The sequence below is a fragment of the Paludibaculum fermentans genome, from assembly GCF_051172195.1.
Taxonomy (GTDB): domain Bacteria; phylum Acidobacteriota; class Terriglobia; order Bryobacterales; family Bryobacteraceae; genus Paludibaculum; species Paludibaculum fermentans_A.
On record NZ_JBPJAQ010000001.1, the window covers coordinates 6,500,848 to 6,521,430 of the forward strand.

Consider the following 20,583-nt stretch of genomic DNA (forward strand, 5'->3'; position numbering starts at 1 on the left):
ACTTTCGCAGTCTATTTCTTGCCGGGAACCGGCAGGGTGAGTTCGCAGCATTTTTCGCCGCCCTCACCTGTGGTCTTGGCGTATTCCAATTCGAAATCGATGATGCTCTTCAACTGCTGGAACTGCAGGCTGCCGGGCAGCATGCGGCCGTTGACGAACATGGTGGGCGTGGAGGTGACGCGCAGGGTCCGCGCTTCGGCCATGCTGGCTTCCACTTCTGAGAGGGTGGACTTGTTGTCGAAGCAGGCCGAGAACTGGCCGGCATCGAGCTCCTTATCCTTCATCCAGTCTGTGATTTTGGCCTTCAAGGTTTCGGGCGTGATTTCAGCCTGTTTGTCGAAGATCCAGTCGTGATAGTCCCAGAAGGAGGCGGGGTTCTGGCGGAAGAGGCAGCGGCCGGCGATGGCGGCGGGTTTGGCCCACGGGTGGAGCTGCTCGATGGGGAAATCCTTGAAGTAGAGGCGGACTTCCTTGGGATAAGTCTTGATGAGGTTGGCGCGCAGCTGTTTGGCTTCTTCGCGGCAGAAATTGCACTGGAAGTCGCTGAACAGGACCAGGACGACGGGCGCGCCGGGCGTGCCGATGGAGGGCTGCAGATCTGTCTTGAGTTTCGCCAGTTCCGCGGCGAACGGGCTCTTACCCAACTGGTAGAGCGTACCGCGGACGATTTTCTGCCCATCTTCGCTGACGTAGAACATTTCGTCGAGCGACACCTTCTGGTAGCTGGCGGTCACTTTGACCAGACGGAAACCGGGCATGTCGGAGGTCTGGGGATCGGCCACCGCGACGTTGATCTGGGGCCCCCACAGCAGCAGGTGCCGCACGAAGGTTTCGAACTTGGGCTTGTCGAAGGCGGGCGGCGCGGCGGGTTTCACGGCTGCGGCCGGTTTCGCCGGAGCAGCGGACTTTTTGGGAACCTGGCCAAAGCAGGAGGCGGCCGCCAGACCGAGGGCCGCCCAGCGCGAAAATCTGGTCATACCGCCCATTCTACCGTCTCAGTAGCCGCCTTCTTCCAACTGAACTTTACCCGCGAATTTGCGGTAGAGGAAAACGGAGTAGGAAGTAGCCAGGGCCAGGCCCGGGGCAAACCAGATGAGGCCGATGCGCAGGCCGTAGGCGGGTGCGCTGGCGTTGTGGATGGTGAGGCTCAAAGCAGGGTCGGTGTTTGCGGGCAGAACATAAGGAAAAACCCCGAACACGACGCTGGTGAGCATACCGATGACGAAGACGGCGGAGCTGATGAAGGCCTTGAGGTCTTCCTGGCGGCGCCAGAACAGGAAGGCTCCGCTGAGCCCGACGAGGGCCAGCAGCGGGAAGACAAACCCGAAGGGCATGGCGGCAAAGCTGCGGCTGAGCTGGGGTTGGATGCGGAAGCTGACCAGGGTGACGATGACGGTGAAGGCAGCGACAGCGAACCAGGCCAGGCGGGCGATGCGCCGGGCGCGTTCGCGCACGCCGTTCTCGGTCTTGTAAGCGACCCAGAGTGCGCCGTGCTGGGTGAGGGTGAAGAAGGCGAAGAGGCCGACGAGGATGGTGTACCAGTCGAGGATGCCGGGATTGGGGCCGGGGGTCCAGTCGGTCCACAGGGGCAGGAAGAACTCGCCGGCGGCGTCGAGCGGCACGCCGCGCACGACATTGCCGAGGGCCACGCCGAAGAAGACTGCGAGCAGCCCGCTGGAGAAGCAGAAGACGGTGTCCCACAGCGGCTTCCAGACTGGGTTGTCGATGTGGTTGCGGAACTCGACGGAAATGCCGCGCAGGATGAGCAGCCACAGCACCATCATCAGGGGCAGGTAGAAGCCGCTGAAGGAGGAAGCGTAGAGGGCGGGGAAGGCGAAGTAGAGGGCTCCGCCGCCGGCCAGCAACCAGACTTCGTTGCCGTCCCACACGGGGCCGATGGATTTGATGACGGCGCGGCGTTCGCGGTCTGTGCGGGCCACGCCGAGATGAACGATGCCGGCGCCGAGGTCAAAGCCATCGAGCACGACATACATGGCGACCATGACGGCGACGATACAAAACCAGATGACAGGTAGCATGGTGTCTGGAGTTCTCCTTTAGTGGGCGGCCGGCGCGGAGCCCGGGCCGTGCTCGATTTCACGCCAGATGAGGAACAGGCCCAGCATGAGTAGCACGGAATAGATGCCCATGAAGCCGAACAGAGTGAACATGGCGTTGCCGCTGGAGACGCGGGCCGAGAAGCCGGCCGAGGTCCGCATCAAGCCGTAGATGAGCCAGGGTTGGCGGCCGACCTCGGCGGTCATCCAGCCGGCGGTATTGGCCACGTAAGGCAATGGCATGGCCAGCAGCAGCGCCCAGAGCAGCGGTTTGAAGGAATAGAGCTTGCCGCGCCAGAGTTGCAGGGCGGAGAGGCCCATGATGGCGATGAAGATGGTGCCGAGGCCCACCATGATGTGGAACGAGTAGTAGAGCAGCGGGATGTTGTCGGGCCAGTTCTCGCGCGGATAGAAATCGAGGCCGCGGACTTCGGCATCCCAGCGTTTGTGGACGATCATGCTGAGTACGCCGGGCAGGACGAAGGGGTTGTCGAGTCGGCGCTGTTCGACGTCGGGCTGGCCGAGGATCGCCATGGGTGCGGACTTACCGGTTTCGAAGTGGCCTTCCATGGCGGCCAGGGTGGGTCCCTGGTGGCGGGCGACGAGTGCGCCCTGCTGGTCTCCGGTGGGGAAGGCGACTAGGAGCGTGGCGAGCATACCGGTGGTGACGGAGACGCGTAAGAACGTGCGGCCGTAGTCCTGGTGTTTGCCCATGAGCAGATAAAAAGCGCCGAGGCTGGCCATGGCGAAGCAGCCGGTGACGACACCGCCGAGGATGGTGTGGAGGAACTGCCAGGCGGCCCAGTCGTTGAAGAGCAGGGCGGTCCAGCTGTTGAGGATGATCTCACCATGCGGCCCGAGTTCATAGCCAACGGGACGCTGCATCCAGGCATCGGTGGCGACGATGAGATAGCCGGAGAGCCAGCTGCCCACCCAGACGGCCAGGGCGGAGAACCAGTGGCCGACGCGGCCTACCACTTTTTCGCCAAAGATCAACAGGCCCAAAAAACTGCTTTCCAGGAAAAAAGAGTACAGGCCTTCCATGCCGAGGGTGTGGCCGATGACACCGCCTGCGGCTTTGGAGAAGCGGGACCAGTTCGTGCCGAACTGGAATTCCATGGGGATGCCGGTGACGACGCCGAGGGCGAAGTTGACGGCAAAGATCTTAGCCCAGAAGCGGGCGGTATCGTTATAGTGTTCGTTGCCCGTACGCAGGGCCATGGTCTTGAGGATGAAGATGAGCAGTGCCAGGCCGAGCGTAAGCTGGACGAATAAATAGTGAAACGTGATGGTAAACGCGAAGTGGAAACGATGAAGAGCCAGAGCGGAGTCCATTAGGTCCTTGTCTATAGCGGAGCAATTCAGACGCCAAAGTCGAGATTCATTGAAATCTCAGGGGTTTTATAACTTGCTGATTCTTTTGCCCTTTCCTGATTGGGGGATATGCCCCAAGTGAAGATCTGTCTCATGTGCCAGATGCCACGGCCCGAGGGTGAGCCGGTGTGCCTGATCTGTTTGAATGAAAGTTTTGAGCCGGCCGGGTGGGCGTTGCCGGAGGATTTCGGGTTGCGGCTGATTGGCGAAAACCGGCTGGATGTAGCTTATGCGTACCTGGAAGACCTGGTGGCGCGGGATCAGGAATCGGCCGAGGTGACGCTGCGCCTGGCCTGGCTGGCTTATGCATTTAAGGACTTCCGGGCCGTGGAGACGTGGTGCCACGAAGCAACCCGGCTGGATGAGATGTGGGCCGAGCCGCATATTCTTCTCGGGTATGTCCTGCAGCGGGCCGGCCGCTGGGAAGAGGCGGTGGAGGAGTATGGGATCGCGGGGCGAAGACCGGGCCTATCGGACGAGCGGCGGCAGCGGGTGTCAGACTTGACTTCCGAGTGTAAGACGAACATATCCGAATTCTGATGCAAAGTATCGGACAAAAGCCGCCGATATAGGGGTAGTACGGGAAAGTAGCCCCGGAGCCGTAGATGTTCACCACCGTCATTATTCAGGCGAGCCCCGAACGCTCGCCATACATTCGAGCGCTTGCCGCGGACACAGGATTGCTGCATCTGGTCCGCGAATACCCCACTGTGCCCGCGCCGTATGAGCTGACGAGAATCGTGCATGCTTCGGCGCCTGAGGTGATCCTGATTGACGTAGGCAGCGGCGACCTGGCCCTGCATTGCTGCACCACAATCAAGTCGATTGATGCGGGCATGCCGGTGGTGGGGCTGGGCTGCGCGCCGCACATGATGCAATGGGCCAAGGATGCGGGATTCACCACCGTCCTGGGGGAGTCGTTCACCACGGAAGAGCTGTGCGAAGCGATCCACTGTTCGCTGGTCAGCCTGCAGGGCGGGATGGAGCAGTCGCTTTTCAGCTTCCTGCCATCGAAGGCGGGCAGCGGCGCCTCCACTGTGGTGCTGAATACGGCCATGGCGCTGGCTCGCGACCACCAGAAGAAAGTCCTGGTGATTGATGCGGACCTGCGCAGCAGCGTGTTGAGCTTCCTGCTGGACGTGAAGCAGACCAGCGGCATTCAGTCGCTGCTGAGTACGAGCGACGAGTTCGACCAGTTCAAATTGCGCGCGGCTTCGGTCACGGTGGAAGGCGTGGACTTCCTGTTGTCCTCGCGGTCGCTGGATGCGCGGCAACCGGGCTGGCCGCAATACTTCCAGTTGCTGAACTTCGTGCGCGAGCGGTATGACACGATTCTGGTGGACCTGCCGGAGCTGATCAATCCGGCGACGATTGAGCTGGTGCGCCGTTCGCGGAAGGTTTTCCTGGTTTGCACGACGGAAGTGCCCTCGCTGCGGATGACGCAGAAGCGGAGCGAGGAACTGGCTCGCTGGGGCATGCCTGAGCATCGCTTCGGCCTGCTGGTGAATCGCTGGCACTCGAACGATCCATCGTCGGCGGAGCTGGCCAAGATCCTGGGTATTCAGGTGCTGAAGAAGCTGCCGAACGACTACCCCAGTATCCGCAAGGCCCAGACCGAGGGGCGTTTCGTGGCGCCGAACACGCGGTTGGGCAAGGCATATTCCGAGTTCGCCAGCGTGTTGGCCGGCGACGCGAACGCTCCGCCGCCAAAAGCCGCGGGGTTGCTGCAGAGCCTGTTCAGCCGTTAACCGCACGTCAGCCTTTCACCCCCAGCTTGCGCAGGAAGGTGATCATGGGGCACCAGTTGGTGAAGGCGCTCTGGAACAGGTTCAGGCCGACGAAGGCCGTGAAGTAGAACCAGCGCGGATCGTGATAGACGCCCAGGGCGACGCTGAGCATCACGAAGAAGCCGGCAATCATACGCAGGTAGCGGTCGACGGTCATACGGATTGTCTCCTCCGGTTGGCGATGAAATAGACGATGGGGACGGTGACGCGCGAGAGCGTCAACGAGGCAATTTCTCCGGCCATCAGCGCGATGGCGAGCCCCTGGAAGATGGGATCGAACAGGATGACGATGCTGCCGACGACGACGGCGGCGGCGGTGAGCATCATGGGGCGGAAGCGAACGGCTCCGGCATCGATGACCGCCTTATCCAGAGGCATACCCTCCTTCAAACGCAGTTCCACAAAATCGACGAGGATGATGCTGTTGCGAACGACGATGCCAGCTCCGGCGATGAAGCCGATCATGGAAGTGGCGGTGAAGAAGGCGTCCATCATGCCGTGGGCGGGCAGGATGCCGACGAGGGAAAACGGGATGGCGGCCATGATGATGAGCGGTGTCAGGAAGCTCTGGAACCAGCCCACGACCAGGACGTAGATGAGCACCAGGACCGCGGCGAAGGCGAGGCCGAGATCGCGGAAGACCTCGTAGGTGATGTGCCACTCGCCGTCCCACTTCATGGAGTATTTCGAGTCTTCGAAGGGTTGATGAGCGGTGTACTGCTCGATCTCGTACCCGCCGTCGACGGGCAGTTTGGCAATCTTCGGCCCGAGGTTGAGGATGGCGTAGACAGGGCTTTCCATGATGCCGGCCACGTCCGCGGTGACGTAGGTGACGGGCATCAGGTTCTTGTGGTAGATGCTGCGTTCGCTAGTGGTGTTTTCGACGCGGACGAGTTCCGAGAGCGCGACGAGGTTACCGGTGCGGCCGGCGACCTTGAGGCTGCGCAGGCGGTCGAAGTCGCTGCGGGTGGCGCGGTCGAGCCGCAGGCTGATGGGGATGTCTTCCTTGGCGGCATCGATGTGCAGCAGGCCGGCGGTCATCCCGGCCGAGGCCAGGCGCAGGGTCTGGGCGATGTCGGCGGTGGAGACGCCGTTGAGGGCGGCCTTCTCGCGATCAACCTGCCAGACCTGCTTGGGCTGGGGGTCTTCGACATACCAGTCCGCATCGACGACTCCGGGGGTTCTGTCGAAGATATCGAGGATGCCGGCGGCGAGGCGATCGCGCCCGGCGGCGGTGGGTCCATAGACTTCGGCTACCAGGGTCTGGAGGACTGGCGGGCCGGGCGGCACTTCGGCGACTTTCATGCGCGCATGGTTGGCGCGGGCGATGGGCAGCAGGCGTTCGCGCACCTGCTTGGCGATCTCGTGGCTCTTGAGTTTGCGGTCGCCCTTGCCCAGGAGGTTCACCTGGATGTCGGCCATGTTGGGGCCGCTGCGCAGGAAGTAGTGGCGGACGAGGCCGTTGAAGTTGTAGGGCGAGGCGGTGCCGGTATAGGTCTGGACGTTGACGACCTCGGGTTGGGCGAAGGTGGCTTCGGCGAGTTGGCGTGTGACGCGGGCGGTGTCTTCGAGGGTGGTGCCCTCGGGCATGTCGACGATGACCTGGAACTCGCTCTTGTTGTCGAAGGGCAGCATTTTGACCTTGACGAACTCGGTGTAGACGAGGCCCATGGAACCGAGGAGCAGGACGACGACCATCATGAGGAAGCCGTAGCGCAGGACGGGCACATGGAGCAGCTTGTCCATGGCATGGCGGTAGAAGGTAGTGAAGCGGTCTTCGGGTTCATTCGCACTGTGTGAGACGCCGGTCTTCAGCAGCCGTACGGCGGCCCAGGGCGTGACCAGGAAGGCGACGATGATGGAGAAGATCATGGCGGCGGTGGAGCCGATGGGGATGGGGCGCATGTAGGGGCCCATGAGTCCGCCGACGAAGGCCATGGGCAGGATGGCGGCGATGACGGTGAGGGTGGCGAGGATGGTGGGGTTGCCCACTTCGTCGACCGCCTCGACCGCGACCTCGGCCAGAGGCCGGCCGTTGTTGGCGGGCAGGTGCGTATGTCGGACTATGTTCTCGACGACCACGATGGCATCGTCGACGAGAATCCCTATCGAGAAGATGAGCGCGAAGAGCGTGATGCGGTTCAGCGTGTAGCCGTAGAGGTAGAAGACGGTGAGCGTCAGGGCGAGGGTGACGGGGATCGCGGTAAAGACGATGAGCGATTCGCGGAAGCCCAGCACCAGGGCGATGAGGATGCTGACAGAGACGACGGCGATGCCCATGTGGAACAGCAGTTCATTCGACTTCTCGGCTGCCGTTTCGCCGTAGTTGCGGGTGATGTCGATGCTGACGTCCTGTGGGATGACATGGCCCTTGAGGGCGTCGACACGTTCGATGACATGATCGGCCACGGTGATGGCGTTCATGCCCTTGCGCTTGGCGATGGAGAGAGTGACGGCGGGTTCGAACTTGCCGGCGGAGGCGAACTGCACGTACTGCGTGGGGTCCTCGCCGGTGTCTTCCACGGTGGCGATGTCGCGCAGGTAGATGGGCCGGCCGTTGGCGACGGCGACGACCAGGGAGGCGGCATCCTGGGCGTTTTTGAGCCACGCACCGGCTTCGAGGATGGTCACCTGGTTGGCCTGCGCGGCCTGGCCGGCGGGCAGTTTCTGATTCGACTGGCCGATGGCGCCGAACACCTGCAGGGGCGCCAGGTTGTAGCCGGAGAGGCGGGCGGCGTCGAGGGTGACCTTGAGGGCGCGCCGCTGGCCGCCGAGGATCGTTACTTCGCTGACATCGCTGACCTGTTTGACGGCGTCGTGGACCTGGGCGGCGACGCGGCGCAGTTCGAAGTCGTTGTAGCGGGCGGAGTGCAGCGTGAGGGCCAGGATGGGGACATCGTCGATGGAACGCGGCTTGACCAGCGGCTGGGAGGCTCCGGGCGGGATGAGGTCGACGTTCGAGTGCATCTTCTGGTTGAGCTTGACGATGCTTTTCTCTTCGTCCTCGCCCACCTTGAAGCGCACGATCGCCATGGACATGCCGGAGGAGGAAGTGGAGTAGATGTACTCGACTCCGGGGATCTCCCAGAGGAGCTTCTCCATGGGCTTGGTGACGCGTTCTTCCACTTCGCGGGCACTGGCGCCGGGCATGCCCACCATGACGTCAATCATGGGGACGATGATCTGGGGCTCCTCTTCGCGCGGCAGCATGATGACGGAGAAGACGCCCATGAGGAGCGACGCTCCGATGACGAGCGGCGTGAGTTTGGAGTTGATCCAGCTATGGGCCAGGCGGCCGGCCAGACCGTACTTGGGTGTCTCGCTCACGGGCGCACCTCGACCTTGCCGCCGTCGGCCAGATTGGTGGGGGCGGGGGAGACGATGGTTTCGCCGGCCTGCAGTCCGCTCAGCACTTCAACGCGGCCCGCGGTGCGGGCTCCGGTGGTGATGAGGCGGCCGCGGGCGATGCCATTGTCGACAACAAAGACGCGCTGCACCTGACCCTGCTCCATGAGGGCCATGACCGGGATGGTGAGGGCCTGTTTGGTGCCTTGGGGGAAACGGGCGCGGCCGAACATGCCGCTGCGGAGGGTGCCGGCGCCAGCCACGCCGATCTTCACGGTGAAGGAGCGGGAGGCGGGGTCCATGGCGGGTACGATCTCTTCGACCCGGGCGTCCAGCGGGTGATCCATCGATTCGAGGTCGACCTTCACGGCCAGGCCGGGGCGGATGGAGGCGAGGCGGGCCTCTTCGACAGAAGCTTCCAGGCGGTAGCTGCCGGCCTGTTCGACGACGAGGAGGGGCATGCCGGGTGCGGCGAGCATGCCGGATTCCGCCTTGCGTTCGATGACAATGCCGGTGAAGGGGGCGGTGACTTCGGTGTAGCCGCGCAGGACGGAGGCCTGGTTGACGGCTTCCCCCGCCTGTTTGATCTTCTGGTCGAGTTGGGCGCGTTTCGCCTTGGCCATCTCGTAATTGGCCTGGGCCATGCGGTGGCGGGCGGAGACTTCGTCGAACTCCTGGGGGGTGATCGATTTCTGGTCGAAGAGGCTCTGCATGCGCTTGAGCGTGGAGGCGGCCAGGTCGAGTTGGGCCTTGGCGGCGGCGATGGCGTTGTCGACCTCGGGGATGGCGCTGCGGGCCTCTTCGCGGGCAGCTTCGGCCTGACGGACACTGGTTTCGATCTCCTTGGCGTCGATGACGGCGACCACCTGGCCGGCCCTGACGGTGTCGCCGGCCTGCGGCTTGAGTTCCCGGATGTAGCCCATGACGCGGGCGGAGAGGGTGGCGGTGGTGCGGGCTTTGATGGTGCCGGTGGCCACGTACTCGTCGGGCATGGACTCCTGGGCGGCGCGGATCACGCTCACTTTGACGGCGGGCGCGTCTTCAGCCTTCTTCGGCACAGGCTTTTCACCGCCACAGCCGGTGAGCCACAACGCGGCCAGACCGAGGGCCGCCAGCTTGGTCGAGTTACTGCAGAACATTCGAATCTCCATTCAGAATTCCTTCGGCCTGCTCCACGGCGACGGCCGCCAGACGTTGTTCATAGATCGAGCCCAGGCGGCGCATTTTGGCGTCGAGCAGGGCGGTTTGGGCGCGCAGGAGGTCAGTGACGGTGGCCAGTCCGTTGGAGTAGCGGTTGCGCAGGATGCGCAGGCTTTCGTCGGCCTGGGCGATGGTAGCGTCGGTGACCTGGATGCGTTCGGTGGCCGAGTCGAATTCGGCCTGGGCGCGGCGAACCTCGAGTTGAACGGCGCTCTGCACCTGGCGCTGTCCGGCGGCGGCGGCGTTGGACATCGACCGAGCCTCCGCTACGGCGTTGCGGGTTCGATTGCCGTCGAAGAGGGTCCATTTGAGCCCGGCGGCGAACATCCAATTGGCTCCGCCTTTGTTGACGAAGTTCTGGCGGTCGGCTTCGAACGCTCCGCGCAGGAAGAATTGGGGCCAGTAGCCGGCTTTGGCGGCGGCGGCCTGGGCGGAAGCGGCTTCCAGGGTGAGGCGGGCCTGTTCGACTTCGGGGCGGCGTGCGGTTTCGGTCTTGACGGCGGCGGCAGCAGGCGTGAGTTCGGTGGTGAGTTTGTGCTGCGTATCGAGGGGCAGGCCGAGCGCGTCATTCAAAGCTGCCTGGGCGATGCGGAGATCGGCCTGGCGGCGGATGACCTGTTCGCGCATCGAGGCGACGTGCACCTTAATGGAGAGCACGTCGGCGTCGGTGGCCATGCCGGCGTCGCGGATAGTCTCGGCCCGGGCCTGGTCGGCTTCAGCGGTTTTGAGAGCCTCGCGGGCAACGACTAAGCCCTCGGTAGCGAGAGTGACGCTGTGATAGGCGCGGGCGGTGCCGGCGGCCAGCATCAGTTCCGCTGCCTTCTTTTCTTCTTCCGAAATCCTGCGGCCCAGTTCGGCGGCGTGAATGGTTTTGCGCAGGCCGCCGAAATCGTAGACCAATTGTTCCGCCGTCAGCATGGACTGGAAATTATTCAGGGGGTCGGGGCGATTGAGGGCGCCCAGGGCGAAGTTGTTGGCGGTGAACTGGCGCTGGGTGAGCAGGGCTCCGAAGACGTAGACGGGGTTGTTGCCGGACTGGAACATCTCGGTGTAGCGGACCTGCGGCAGCAGCCCGCCGCGCACCTGCTCCACACGGGCTCCGGCGGCCTGGATGCGGGCCGTGGCAGCCTCCATCGCAGGGTGTTTGGCGAGCGCCATTTTGACGGCGTCTCGCAGGCTTAGGGGATCCTGCGCCCGGGCGCCGAGGGCGGCCGCGATCGAAAGGAAAAGGATTCTCATTCGCACAGCAGAAATGATGCGTTTTTCCGCACTCGGTGACATGTCACCTTTGGTAAGCGGCTGCATCTTTTTCTGTGAAGGCGTTTATATGGAACTTACTGTCAACTATTTGGGCGATGCGCAGTTTGAGGCCGAGGCGCGCGGGCACAAGCTGATTTGCGATCAGCCGCTGGACAACGGCGGTGCTGACGAAGGAATGACTCCGCCTGAGCTGTTGCTGGCTTCGTTGGCCACTTGCGCTGGGTATTACGCAGTACAGTATCTGAATGTCCGCAAGCTGGAGAGCGCCGGTTTGCGAGTGAAGATTACGGCCGAGAAGGCCAAGGCCCCGGCGCGGCTGGATCAGTTTGTGATTGGGATTGAGGTGCCGGGCGTGTTTGAAGAGAAGGACATCGAAGGGCTCCGTCGTTCGGCGGAGAAATGCCTGATCAAGAACACCATGCTGGCCACGCCGGCGATTGCCGTGGAGATTCGGACGGGGTCCACGGTATCGCCGGTGGTGGAAGAACTCAGTCCGGCAAACGGGTGAGTGAGCAAGTAAGATAGGGGCGTGACAACCGTTAGCCGGATAGCTCCGGAAGTGGAATGGGCGCGGCGCCTGCTGGCCGGCGACGAATCAGCCTTTACGCCGTTCGTCGAGAGTTTTCAACACCGGATCTTCCAGTACACGTGGTTGATGTGCGGCCAGCGCGAAGACGCCGAAGAGGTGGCGCAGGACACCTTGTTGAAGATCTTTGAGAGCTTCGATCAACTGGAGAATCCGGAGCGGGTGAAGGCGTGGGTATTCCGGATCGCGAAGAACTACTGCCTCATGAAGAGGCGCAAGAGTGTCTTCGCTCCAGACCGGGAGCTTTCCCTGGATGAACTTCTGCCGGGCCAGGAGGGGGAGCGCCCCATCCAGGTGGCGGACACGTCGGAACTGCCGGAAGGGCGGGTTTTGCGGCAGGAGTTGAGCGAGGAGTTGGAGCGGGCGATGCGCGAATTGCCGGATACATACCGATCTGTGGTGCTGCTGCGCGACGTGGAGGACCTGTCGACGGCGGAGACGGCGGAGGTTCTGGAACTCACCGAGGATACGGTGAAGCAGAGACTGCACCGCGGACGGTTGGCGCTGCGCAAGAGCCTGGCGGCTTATGTGGAGAAGGCACAATGACGCTTCAGCATGACAAACGCGATCCGGCCTGCCTGGAAGTCTTCGCCAAGCTGTCCGAGTATGTCGACGGCGAATTGGATGCGGTGGATTGCCGGGAAGTGGAAGCACACATCGCGGACTGTCCGCCGTGCATCGAGTTCCTGCAAAGCCTGAAGCGCTGTGTGGCGGCGGAACGGGCGTTCCAGGGCAGGGCAGAGTGCGGTCCGGTGCCGCCGGAACTGGAGCAGCGGCTGAAGTCGGCGTGGCAGGCAGCGCTGGCACGGCGGCAGCAGGCGTAAGCTCCCCTCGACGACAGGATCCTTCAAACCCCTGATTCCAGGGTGTCACATTTTACATTCTGAGTTCTTCCGGTCGAACGTCTAGTGGAGTATTATCGCCACTAGACCATGCCGAAGCGCGACACACCCGATATGCTCCAGGGCACCCTGGACATGCTGATCCTCCAGACCCTGGTCGTCGGCCCATCTCACGGCCATACCATCGCCCATGTGATCGAGCACCGGTCAGAGGAGGTGCTGCAGGTGGAGCACGGGTCGCTGTACCCGGCGCTGCACCGGTTGGAGGACCGCGGCTGGATCGCGTCGTTCTGGGGCACTTCGGAAAACAATCGCAAGGCGCGCTACTACCGGCTGACTCCGGCGGGGCGCAAGCAACTGGTGGCCGAGACGGATCGCTGGACGCAACTGGCGCGCGCCGTGGAGCGGGTGATCCGGCCTGTGGAGGAGTAACGGTTATGGGCTGGACGAAGTACTTCCGCAGAGCCCGCTGGGAGCGCGAGCGGGCCGAAGAGATCGACTCCTATATCGAAATCGAGACCGCCGAGAACGTGGAGCGGGGGATGGCTCCGGACGAGGCGCGCGCGGCGGCACAGCGCAAGTTCGGCAACCGGCAACTGGTGCAGGAGGAGATTCGCGAGATGAATACGATCCAGCCGCTGGAGACGCTGGTGCGCGATGTGCGGTACGCCGCGCGGGCCTTGCGGCGCAGTCCCGGCTTCTTCTGTACCGCGGTGCTGACTCTGGCGCTGGGCATCGGGGCGAATACGGCGATCTTCAGCATTGTCGACTCGCTGCTGCTGCGGCCGCTGCCGTATCCCCAGGCGGAGCGACTGGCCCAGGTATCGCTGGAGTTCCTGGGGCAAGGCGGCGGTTTGAATACGGCGGTGAACGGCCGAATCTGGGAGATGGTGCGGGACGGGGTGCCGGAGTTGGACAAGGCCGTCTACAGCGCCTCGGTGACGGGCATCAACCTGGCGTTCCCGGGACAGAACCGGGCGGAGTTCGCGCAGCAGCAGCGGGTGGGCAGCGGCTACTTCCGGGTGTTGGGGGTGCCGCCGGTGGTGGGACGGGAGTTTACGACGGAGGAAGACCGGACGGGCGGTCCGCCGGTGGCGGTGATCAGCCATGCCCTGTGGCAGAGGGTCTTTGCGCTGGACCCCGCCGTGATGGGCAAGACGATCCATCTGCGCGGAGAGCCGCACCAGGTGGTGGGCGTGATGCCGGCGGATTTCCGGACCAATTCCGTGGTGGATGTGTGGACGCCGTTGAGGCCGAACACGGGCGGAGAAGGGCAGGGGACGAACTACCATGTGATCGCCCGGTTGCCGGTGAACCTGTCGTGGGAGTCGGTGCAGCAACAACTGGCCGCTATCTGGGCGGCCCGGCCGCGGACGCGACGTACCAACGCTCCGGAGGAGTACCGCCTGCTGGCCTTCCCCCTGCAGGCTAGCTTCACGCAGGGCATCCGCACGCCCCTGCTGATCCTGTGGAGCGCCGTGGGCATGGTGCTGTTGATCGCCTGCGTGAATATTGCGAGCCTGTTGCTGGCCCGGGCGGGCAGCCGGTCGCGGGAGCTGGCGACACGGTTGGCACTGGGTTGCGGACGGGGTGGCGTTGTCCGGCAACTGCTGACGGAGAGTGTCCTGGTTTCGTTGGCGGGCGGCGTGCTGGGCCTTGCGATTGGGTACTTCGCCTTGTCCGGCCTGGAGCAACTAGCGGGCGACCTGTTCCCGGTGTGGCAGCCGGTACAGGTGGATTTGCGGGTGCTGGCCGTAACCCTGGGCCTGGCGTTGTTTACGAGCCTGGTGTTCGGGCTGGCGCCGGCGCTGCATTTCAGCCGCATCGACATCCACGGGAACCTGATCCAGAGCGGCAGCCGCGGTCATGCGGGGCGGGCGAATCACTGGCCGCAGCGCTGCCTGGTGGTGACCGAGGTAGCGCTGGGCGTCATCCTGCTGGTTTCGGCCGGCTTGATGGTGCGGAGTTTCGCACACCTGCGCGGACTGGATCCGGGGTTCGACCCCAATCGAGTACTGACCGCCAGTTTCTCTTTGCAGGACGCGCGGTACAAGGACCCCCAGGCGGTGAGCCGTCTGTTCCGGGATGGCCTGGAGCGGATGCGGCAGATTCCTGGTGTGGAGTCGGCCGCGGTGACGCTGAGCCTGCCGTTCGAAAGCGCCCTGAATGTCGGTTTCCACCGGTTGGACGGGCCGGCGGCGCGGGAGCAGCGGCGCAATGAGATCACGAACATCGCCTACGTCACGCCGTCCTACTTCGAGACCCTGCGCATTCCGCTGCGGCGGGGCAGGCTGTTGCTGGAGTCGGATTCGGCGGCCAGCACGCCAGTGGCGGTTGTCAACGATGCCTTCGCGGCGGCGTACTTCCGTGAGCAGGAGGCTGTCGGCAGCCACTTTTCACTGGGTACGCAGCAGTTTGAAGTAGTGGGGGTGGTGGGCAACGTGCAGTCGGGTGCGGGCTGGGGGCAATTTGGGCCGTACGGCCAAGTGCCGTTTGTCTATGTCTCGCCCGACCAGCTGCCCGGCAGCCTGCTGGCGTCGGCGCACACATGGTTCGCTCCGCATTGGGTGATTCGAGGGAACGGCGGCGCCGCCGGGTTGAAAGCAGGGATGCAGCAGGCCGCCGCGGCCGTGGATCCGCTGCTGCCGATCTCCGGTTTCAAGGCGATGCACGAGGTGCGGGCCGGAACCTTGGCGATGGAGCGCTTTATGCTGTCGCTGCTGGCCGGGTTGGCCGGACTCGCCCTGCTACTCTCGGGCATTGGCCTGTACGGGTTGATCTCGGGCACCGTGTCGGAACGCACCCGGGAACTGGGCATCCGCATGGCGTTGGGCGCGAGTTTCGGACAGGCGGTGGGGTCGGTGGTTCTGCCCGGCTTCTGGTTGACGCTGGCGGGTGTGTCGATTGGACTACTGGGCGCATCGGCGGCGACCCGCGTGCTGCGCAGCATGTTGTGGGGTGTGACCACCTCTGATCCCCTGACGCTGGGCGCGGTGGCGGCGGGCCTGTTGGTGGTGGCCGTGCTGGCGAGCCTGGCTCCGGCGGCCCGCATTTTGCGGTTGGATCCGGCAAATACCTTACGGCACGAGTAAAGATTCAGGGTAGACTGATGACACGCTGGCTGGACGTCCGGCATGCTCACACTACCTTCTGCCCGCCTGAAGCTACTGATTGCGGTGTGGATGTGTGGATTGTGTCCCGGTTTCGCTCAGAGCAGGCCGCCCGGTCTTCGACCCAGTCTGGATCGTAATGGGGATGAGATCGTGCTGCGCCTGGAGAGCAGCCGGCCCCTCGCCACCGCGGCTGAGATCCTCGAAGCGGAATACGGGTGGACGATCAACTATGAGGATCCCCAGGACTATTGCCCCCAGGAGACGACTGGCGCCACCGGAGCGGCCGTCACGAAGGTGGTCAATCAACCCAGGCCCTTGATTCCCAAGCCCGTTCGCCTGGAAGTGCGCTTCCCCCTGGCGCCGCATCCGCCGACGAACATGGAGAAGCGCGCCATTCTCTCGCGTGTGGTCGAAGCCGCGCGGCGGGAAGCCGGCCGCAATTTCACGCTGATGGAGGCCGACGGAAGCGTCGACCTCATCCCCTCCGGCTACCTCGACGCCAACTGCCGGTTTATCGCGCGCCGTTCGCTGATGGACACCCGCGTCGCCCTGGAACCTGGGCCGCGCAGCTTCGCCCGGATCCTGCAGGAGTTCGTGGCCGCGTTGAGCAAGGCGACGGGGCGGCCCATTGGATTGGGCGCGGGGCCGACCAACTTCCTGAATCAAACCCAGCTTCCGATGGCCTCGTTAGGTGGACCGGCCCGGTCGGTTCTGCGCCGTTTGATTGACGCCAGCAAACGAAAGCTGGCCTGGCAGTTACTGGTGGATCCGGGGACAGGGATGGCGATGCTGAATCTGCATTTCGTGGAAACAGCTCAGAAATAGGATGGCCCGGCGGTTGCGGCAGTGGGGGCAGGAATAGGAAAAGGGTGAAGCGCGGGCCCCACCCTTTTCAACTGGAATGCGGAACAGCTAGCGGCGTGTTTTGAGATAAGCCAGCAGATCCGACATGTCTGTGTTTTCAAACCGCGGCCATTTGATGCCCTGGCTCGCCATCTGTTTCTGCATGGACGGACCATGGCCCCAGAGGACCGAGATCATCTCGTAGGAGTTGGCGCGGTCGCCCATGGCGAGCTTGGGCGCCTGGCCCTTGTCGTGGCAGGTGGCGCAGCCGCGGCTTTCGAAGACCTTCTGGCCGCGGGCGGCAGTGCCGTCGTCATTGCTGAACTGCAACGCCCAGATGTAGCCGACAAGACGGCGCATCTCTTCGGGCAGGAGTTCTGACTGCTGCTTCATTTTGGACGAGTGGTTCCACATCGAAGCGGCGAATTCACCCGCCGTGCGCATGGAGGACTTCTTCGCCAGGCTGTTGTCACCGACGTGGCAGCCTGTGCAGCCTTTCGCCTGGAACAGCACTTCACCCGTGGTGGGCGACGCCGGGGCGAACTCGGGTTTCAGGTTCTTGGTCTGCGGGAGATTCTGGAGATAGACCGAGATGTCGTTCATCTCCAGGGCCGTGAGGATGGGCATCTTCATGCCCTTGGCGTTCATGGTGTCCCGCATCTTGGGCGAGTGGTTCCACATCTGGCGGGCCAGCTCGATGGGATCGGTAACAGAGGCCCACTTCATGACCGGGGTGCCGCCCAGGCCATTGGTGGAGGTGATGTTGTGGCAATCGGCGCAACCCTTTGAGACAAAGAGCTGGCGGCCGCGGCCGGCGTCGCCCTTTTTCTCGAAGTAGCGGGCGGCGAAGAAGTAAGCGAAGAGATCGGCCGCCTGCTGGCTGTCGAGCTTGGGCTTGGTGAGGTTCGCCTTCTCCATGGCCGACCACATCTGGGGCGCGTGATTCCACATCAGGCCCGCCAGGTCGGAAGGGGAGTAGCCCCGGCTGGAGCGCTTGCCCAGGTCCGGAGCCATCTTCCCGCCTTCGCCATTGACGCTATGGCAGGTTTCGCAGTTCTGGCTTTTGAAGAGCGCCGCGCCGCGCGAGGAGTCGCCCACCAGGACAGCCGCCTGGGAGAGGACCGCGCCGGCGATCAACCCTAATAAGATTCGCTTCATTGTGCTCCTCCGGTCCTTACATCACGAACCGAACGCCGCCGGTGAACATGTTCGAGCGGAAGCCTTCGTAGTAGTAGGTAGGCTGGTGCAGCCCATAGTACTTCCACTCCGAGAAGAACTCCAGCTTGGGTGTCACGGGGAGTTGAATCCGGCCCTGCGGCTGATAGTAGTTCGACGGGCGGGTGCCCGACGTAGTGACGAACGAGCCGCCGAAGGTCAGATGTCCACTGTAGTTCTTGCCGAGCGGCAACCGCAAGTCGGCCATGAGCGTGCCGCTGTGCGCGTTGTCCCTGTAAAGGGATTGAACCGGAAAGAGCCCCAGGGGATAGAGGTAATTGAAGTCGCTCCTGATGGTGGAGCGGGTATAGTCCGCGATGATGCTGATCCGCTTACCGTCGTTCGGCAGCCATTGCAGGTTGGCCGAAGTAGACTGGGAGACCGCGTCGAGGTTGATGCCTGTCGTGGGGTTCTTGTTGTCGAACCGGGCGTAAATCAGGTTGAACAACATGCTCTTGGGCAGGGTGACGCGGCTTTGCAAATTGATACGTTTGGTGTCCATCAGGCCGCTGCGATAGTAGGTCTTCACGCCGTCGGCCAGTTCGAAGTCGCCGGTGACGGTCAACCGGGTGACCGGCCGGGCGAGGAAGCCGAACAGCCCGATGTGGCGCTGCAACTGGCCGCGTTCCACCGGATTGTTGGTGATGAACTGGTTGGCCTTCAGGACGACATCCCCCCATTCGTAGCGGTAGCCGCCGCGGACGGTGTATTTCTTCGAGATGTCGTACAGGGCTTCCACCTGCTGGCGGTTGCGGCTGACGTCGAGACGCTCGCCGTCGGTACCGGTGATGGGCGTTCCGGTGGTGGCCGTGGAAGTGAGGAAGTAGGAGGTGGTCAGGACGCCGCTGCCGCTGGTGTGGAAACGGTCGGTTTCCCAGGTGGTGCGGACGCGCAGGCGTTCCATGGGCCGGAGTTCGGCGGAGGCGCTGGCGGAGGTGTGCGGCATGCGCACGTTGCCGTAATAAGAGTCGGTGATCTGCGGGATGACCAGCAGGGGGTCTTCACCCGAGACCAGGCTACCCTTCAACGTGTCGGTGTAAGAGGCGTAGGTCTTGGGGGATGTCCGGACGAGCGAACCGGAGAGGTCGAGCCAGTTGAACGGGTTGGCGGTGAGCAGCACCTTGGTGTAGGCGCCGTTGCCGCGGACGCGATAGTACTGGGCTCCGCTCAGCAGGTAGAGCGACTGGCCCAGGTAGGGGGCCGTCCGGTTGCCGGTGAGCTTCTCTGTGGAATAGACGCCCTGGTCGTCCTTGAAGTTCGTGCCGCCTTCTTCCAGCGTCACGTGCCAGCGGTTCATCTCGATGCGGACGCCGCCGCGCACTTCGTTCATACCCCAGGTGATCAGGTTCCGCAAGGGGTATTCGTTCATGTCGGCGACGAGCGTGGTGATGCCGTTGCCGCTATCGGAGTTCCGTGAGTAGCCGATGTAGGGCATGATGCGGCCGCCGGGGAAGAGGGTGAGCTCGTTCTCGAAGTTGCGGCGCGTGGTGTCGTAGGAACGCTGGTTCAGGTAGACACCTTTGTTTGCGGTGACATCGGCGAACGACGGGAGGTAGTTGTAGTAGGCGATGTTCGAGTAGTTGCCTACATAGCGGTAGATGCCGCGTTTCTGCACGTCGAACCGGGCGGTATTGTAAGGATCGCCGCCCCAGTTGTAGCCCTGGATCCGCAGGCTGGTGAACAGGCGGTTGGCCGCGGGTTCATAGCCGACGTCCATGCCCAGCAGGCGCGTGCCCTGGCTGAGATTGACGAGGCTGCGGTAAGTGTTGAAGTCGCCGGCGTGCCCGACCCAGCGTGCGCCGAGGTCGATGTAGCCGGTGAGTTCCTTCTCTTTTTGAGGCTGCGGCGATGCGGCGGCCGCCTTCTCGTCCTTCTTCTCGGTTGTGGCTTCCTTTTTGTCGGCAGACTCCTGCGCCAGAAGCGTCAGCGGCAGAAGCAATGCCAGCCAGATTCTCATCGCAGCAACGCCCCATTCACGTTAGAACCGTGGATCTTCTGATGACAGGTGGTGCAGTTGCGGAACCGCGGGCTGCGCAGATCGTGCAGCGCCGGGGGGATCCCGCCCACCGTCGAGGCCGCGGGAGGTGTCTGGATATTGGAGTGGCACTCCAGGCACAACGGCGCGACTTCGGCCCGTTTGAGCATGCGCGGATTGACTGATCCGTGGGGCTCGTGGCAGATGGAACAGGGTTCGTTGCGGTTGGGCGCGTGTTCAAAAACGAACGGGCCGCGCTTGTCGGCGTGGCAAGCGAAACAACCAGGCTCGTTGCCGCCCGACAGGCGGAGATTGCGGTTCTGGTTGCTGGCATGCGGGTTGTGGCAGCCGGTGCAGCTCATGGCGCCTTCCGGTACGCGGTGATGATTGGGCTTATTGAAGCTGGCAGCCACATCACGATGGCAGCTTGAGCATTTCTGATTGATGCCGGTGGTCCGCTTGAACTGGTACGCGCTCGACTCCTCGCCCTGCTTGTGCATGTTGTGGCAGGAGGTGCAGGGTACGTTGTTGCGGGCATGGCTGCTCTGCAGCCGGCCGACGTGCGTCTGCTGATTCTTATGGCAGTTCAGGCACATGGCGTCGATCGCCGAGGCCTTCATCTGTTTCGGGCTGCGGATGTCATCGGCCGAATTGGTCTCTGCGTGGACGGAACCCGGCCCGTGGCACGATTCGCAGGCTTTGGTCTCCCAACCGCGCTTCTTGTTGGTTTCGAGGATGGAATGAGGATTCTTTTTAAAAGCAGTGCTGATGTCCTCGTGACAACCCGCGCAGGTTTCCGACCCTATGAATTCTTTCTTCGCTGGCGCGGCAGGTTTAGCTTCCTGCTGCGCCGCGGTTTTGTCCGGCGGCTTCTGATCCTGTGACGCACCCGCCGCCCAAACCGACAGCGCCACCGCCGCGGTCCACGGCAATAACCGGAAAGTCATGAGTTCTCCCGATCTGAGAAAAAGGGGCAGGTCCCTTGC

Annotated in this window: 18 protein-coding genes; 8 read left to right on the forward strand and 10 right to left on the reverse strand. The window is 63.3% G+C overall.

Features of this window, described 5'->3' with window-relative positions; translation table 11 throughout:
• Positions 1 to 11 precede the first annotated feature (11 nt).
• The 3 genes from ACR9Y2_RS26150 to ACR9Y2_RS26160 are packed head-to-tail and all read right to left on the reverse strand — an operon-like array spanning position 12 to position 3,392.
• Positions 12 to 977, reverse strand: coding sequence for a thioredoxin domain-containing protein (locus ACR9Y2_RS26150; protein ID WP_435044672.1), 966 nt, complete (start codon positions 975 to 977; stop codon positions 12 to 14).
• Positions 978 to 995: 18 nt separating this feature from the next.
• The gene (cydB, locus tag ACR9Y2_RS26155; RefSeq protein WP_435044673.1) at positions 996 to 2,039 is read right to left on the reverse strand and encodes a cytochrome d ubiquinol oxidase subunit II; all 1,044 of its coding nucleotides are present in this window, start codon (positions 2,037 to 2,039) and stop codon (positions 996 to 998) included.
• An 18-nt stretch (positions 2,040 to 2,057) separates the two neighbouring features.
• Positions 2,058 to 3,392, reverse strand: coding sequence for a cytochrome ubiquinol oxidase subunit I (locus tag ACR9Y2_RS26160; RefSeq protein ID WP_435044674.1), 1,335 nt, complete (start codon positions 3,390 to 3,392; stop codon positions 2,058 to 2,060).
• A gap of 117 nt (positions 3,393 to 3,509) precedes the next feature.
• Between ACR9Y2_RS26160 and ACR9Y2_RS26165 the strand changes: the two genes are divergently transcribed.
• The gene (locus ACR9Y2_RS26165; protein WP_435044675.1) at positions 3,510 to 3,971 is read left to right on the forward strand and encodes a hypothetical protein; all 462 of its coding nucleotides are present in this window, start codon (positions 3,510 to 3,512) and stop codon (positions 3,969 to 3,971) included.
• Positions 3,972 to 4,036: 65 nt separating this feature from the next.
• The gene (locus ACR9Y2_RS26170; protein WP_435044676.1) at positions 4,037 to 5,179 is read left to right on the forward strand and encodes an AAA family ATPase; all 1,143 of its coding nucleotides are present in this window, start codon (positions 4,037 to 4,039) and stop codon (positions 5,177 to 5,179) included.
• Between the two features lie 7 nt (positions 5,180 to 5,186).
• Here ACR9Y2_RS26170 and ACR9Y2_RS26175 read toward each other — a convergent pair whose 3' ends face one another.
• From ACR9Y2_RS26175 to ACR9Y2_RS26190, 4 genes are read right to left on the reverse strand one after another with little or no spacing between them, the layout of a single operon-like run.
• Positions 5,187 to 5,375, reverse strand: coding sequence for a YgaP family membrane protein (locus tag ACR9Y2_RS26175; protein WP_435044677.1), 189 nt, complete (start codon positions 5,373 to 5,375; stop codon positions 5,187 to 5,189).
• The gene (locus ACR9Y2_RS26180; protein ID WP_435044678.1) at positions 5,372 to 8,545 is read right to left on the reverse strand and encodes an efflux RND transporter permease subunit; all 3,174 of its coding nucleotides are present in this window, start codon (positions 8,543 to 8,545) and stop codon (positions 5,372 to 5,374) included. The genes ACR9Y2_RS26175 and ACR9Y2_RS26180 overlap by 4 nt, the downstream gene beginning before the upstream one ends.
• Entirely contained in the window at positions 8,542 to 9,702 is a 1,161-nt protein-coding gene (locus tag ACR9Y2_RS26185; protein WP_435044679.1) for an efflux RND transporter periplasmic adaptor subunit, read from the reverse strand. Before ACR9Y2_RS26185 ends, ACR9Y2_RS26180 begins: the two co-directional genes overlap by 4 nt.
• Entirely contained in the window at positions 9,689 to 11,002 is a 1,314-nt protein-coding gene (locus tag ACR9Y2_RS26190; RefSeq protein ID WP_435044680.1) for a TolC family protein, read from the reverse strand. The genes ACR9Y2_RS26185 and ACR9Y2_RS26190 overlap by 14 nt, the downstream gene beginning before the upstream one ends.
• Before the next feature lie 88 nt (positions 11,003 to 11,090).
• Here ACR9Y2_RS26190 and ACR9Y2_RS26195 point away from each other — a divergent pair, with 88 nt between their 5' ends.
• From ACR9Y2_RS26195 to ACR9Y2_RS26220, 6 genes are all read left to right on the forward strand, one after another.
• Positions 11,091 to 11,531, forward strand: coding sequence for an OsmC family protein (locus ACR9Y2_RS26195; protein WP_435044681.1), 441 nt, complete (start codon positions 11,091 to 11,093; stop codon positions 11,529 to 11,531).
• A gap of 21 nt (positions 11,532 to 11,552) precedes the next feature.
• Complete coding sequence (locus ACR9Y2_RS26200; RefSeq protein ID WP_435044682.1) at positions 11,553 to 12,155, forward strand: RNA polymerase sigma factor; 603 nt, start codon at positions 11,553 to 11,555, stop codon at positions 12,153 to 12,155.
• Entirely contained in the window at positions 12,152 to 12,433 is a 282-nt protein-coding gene (locus ACR9Y2_RS26205; RefSeq protein ID WP_435044683.1) for an anti-sigma factor family protein, read from the forward strand. Before ACR9Y2_RS26200 ends, ACR9Y2_RS26205 begins: the two co-directional genes overlap by 4 nt.
• Positions 12,434 to 12,541: 108 nt before the next feature.
• Positions 12,542 to 12,883, forward strand: coding sequence for a PadR family transcriptional regulator (locus ACR9Y2_RS26210; RefSeq protein ID WP_435044684.1), 342 nt, complete (start codon positions 12,542 to 12,544; stop codon positions 12,881 to 12,883).
• Positions 12,884 to 12,888: 5 nt separating this feature from the next.
• The gene (locus ACR9Y2_RS26215; protein WP_435044685.1) at positions 12,889 to 15,543 is read left to right on the forward strand and encodes an ADOP family duplicated permease; all 2,655 of its coding nucleotides are present in this window, start codon (positions 12,889 to 12,891) and stop codon (positions 15,541 to 15,543) included.
• Between the two features lie 171 nt (positions 15,544 to 15,714).
• Complete coding sequence (locus ACR9Y2_RS26220; RefSeq protein WP_435044686.1) at positions 15,715 to 16,389, forward strand: hypothetical protein; 675 nt, start codon at positions 15,715 to 15,717, stop codon at positions 16,387 to 16,389.
• A gap of 87 nt (positions 16,390 to 16,476) precedes the next feature.
• On the opposite strand, the gene ACR9Y2_RS26225 is transcribed toward ACR9Y2_RS26220, so the two are convergent.
• Genes ACR9Y2_RS26225 through ACR9Y2_RS26235 form a run of 3 tightly spaced genes read right to left on the reverse strand, consistent with a single transcriptional unit; the run spans position 16,477 to position 20,544 of the window.
• Positions 16,477 to 17,565, reverse strand: coding sequence for a c-type cytochrome (locus ACR9Y2_RS26225; RefSeq protein WP_435044687.1), 1,089 nt, complete (start codon positions 17,563 to 17,565; stop codon positions 16,477 to 16,479).
• 16 nt (positions 17,566 to 17,581) lie between these two features.
• Positions 17,582 to 19,579 (reverse strand): hypothetical protein, encoded by a 1,998-nt coding sequence (locus ACR9Y2_RS26230; protein WP_435044688.1) that lies wholly within the window; start codon positions 19,577 to 19,579, stop codon positions 17,582 to 17,584.
• On the reverse strand, positions 19,576 to 20,544 hold the full coding sequence (locus ACR9Y2_RS26235; protein ID WP_435044689.1) for a DmsE family decaheme c-type cytochrome: 969 nt from the start codon (positions 20,542 to 20,544) through the stop codon (positions 19,576 to 19,578). Before ACR9Y2_RS26235 ends, ACR9Y2_RS26230 begins: the two co-directional genes overlap by 4 nt.
• Positions 20,545 to 20,583 lie beyond the last annotated feature (39 nt).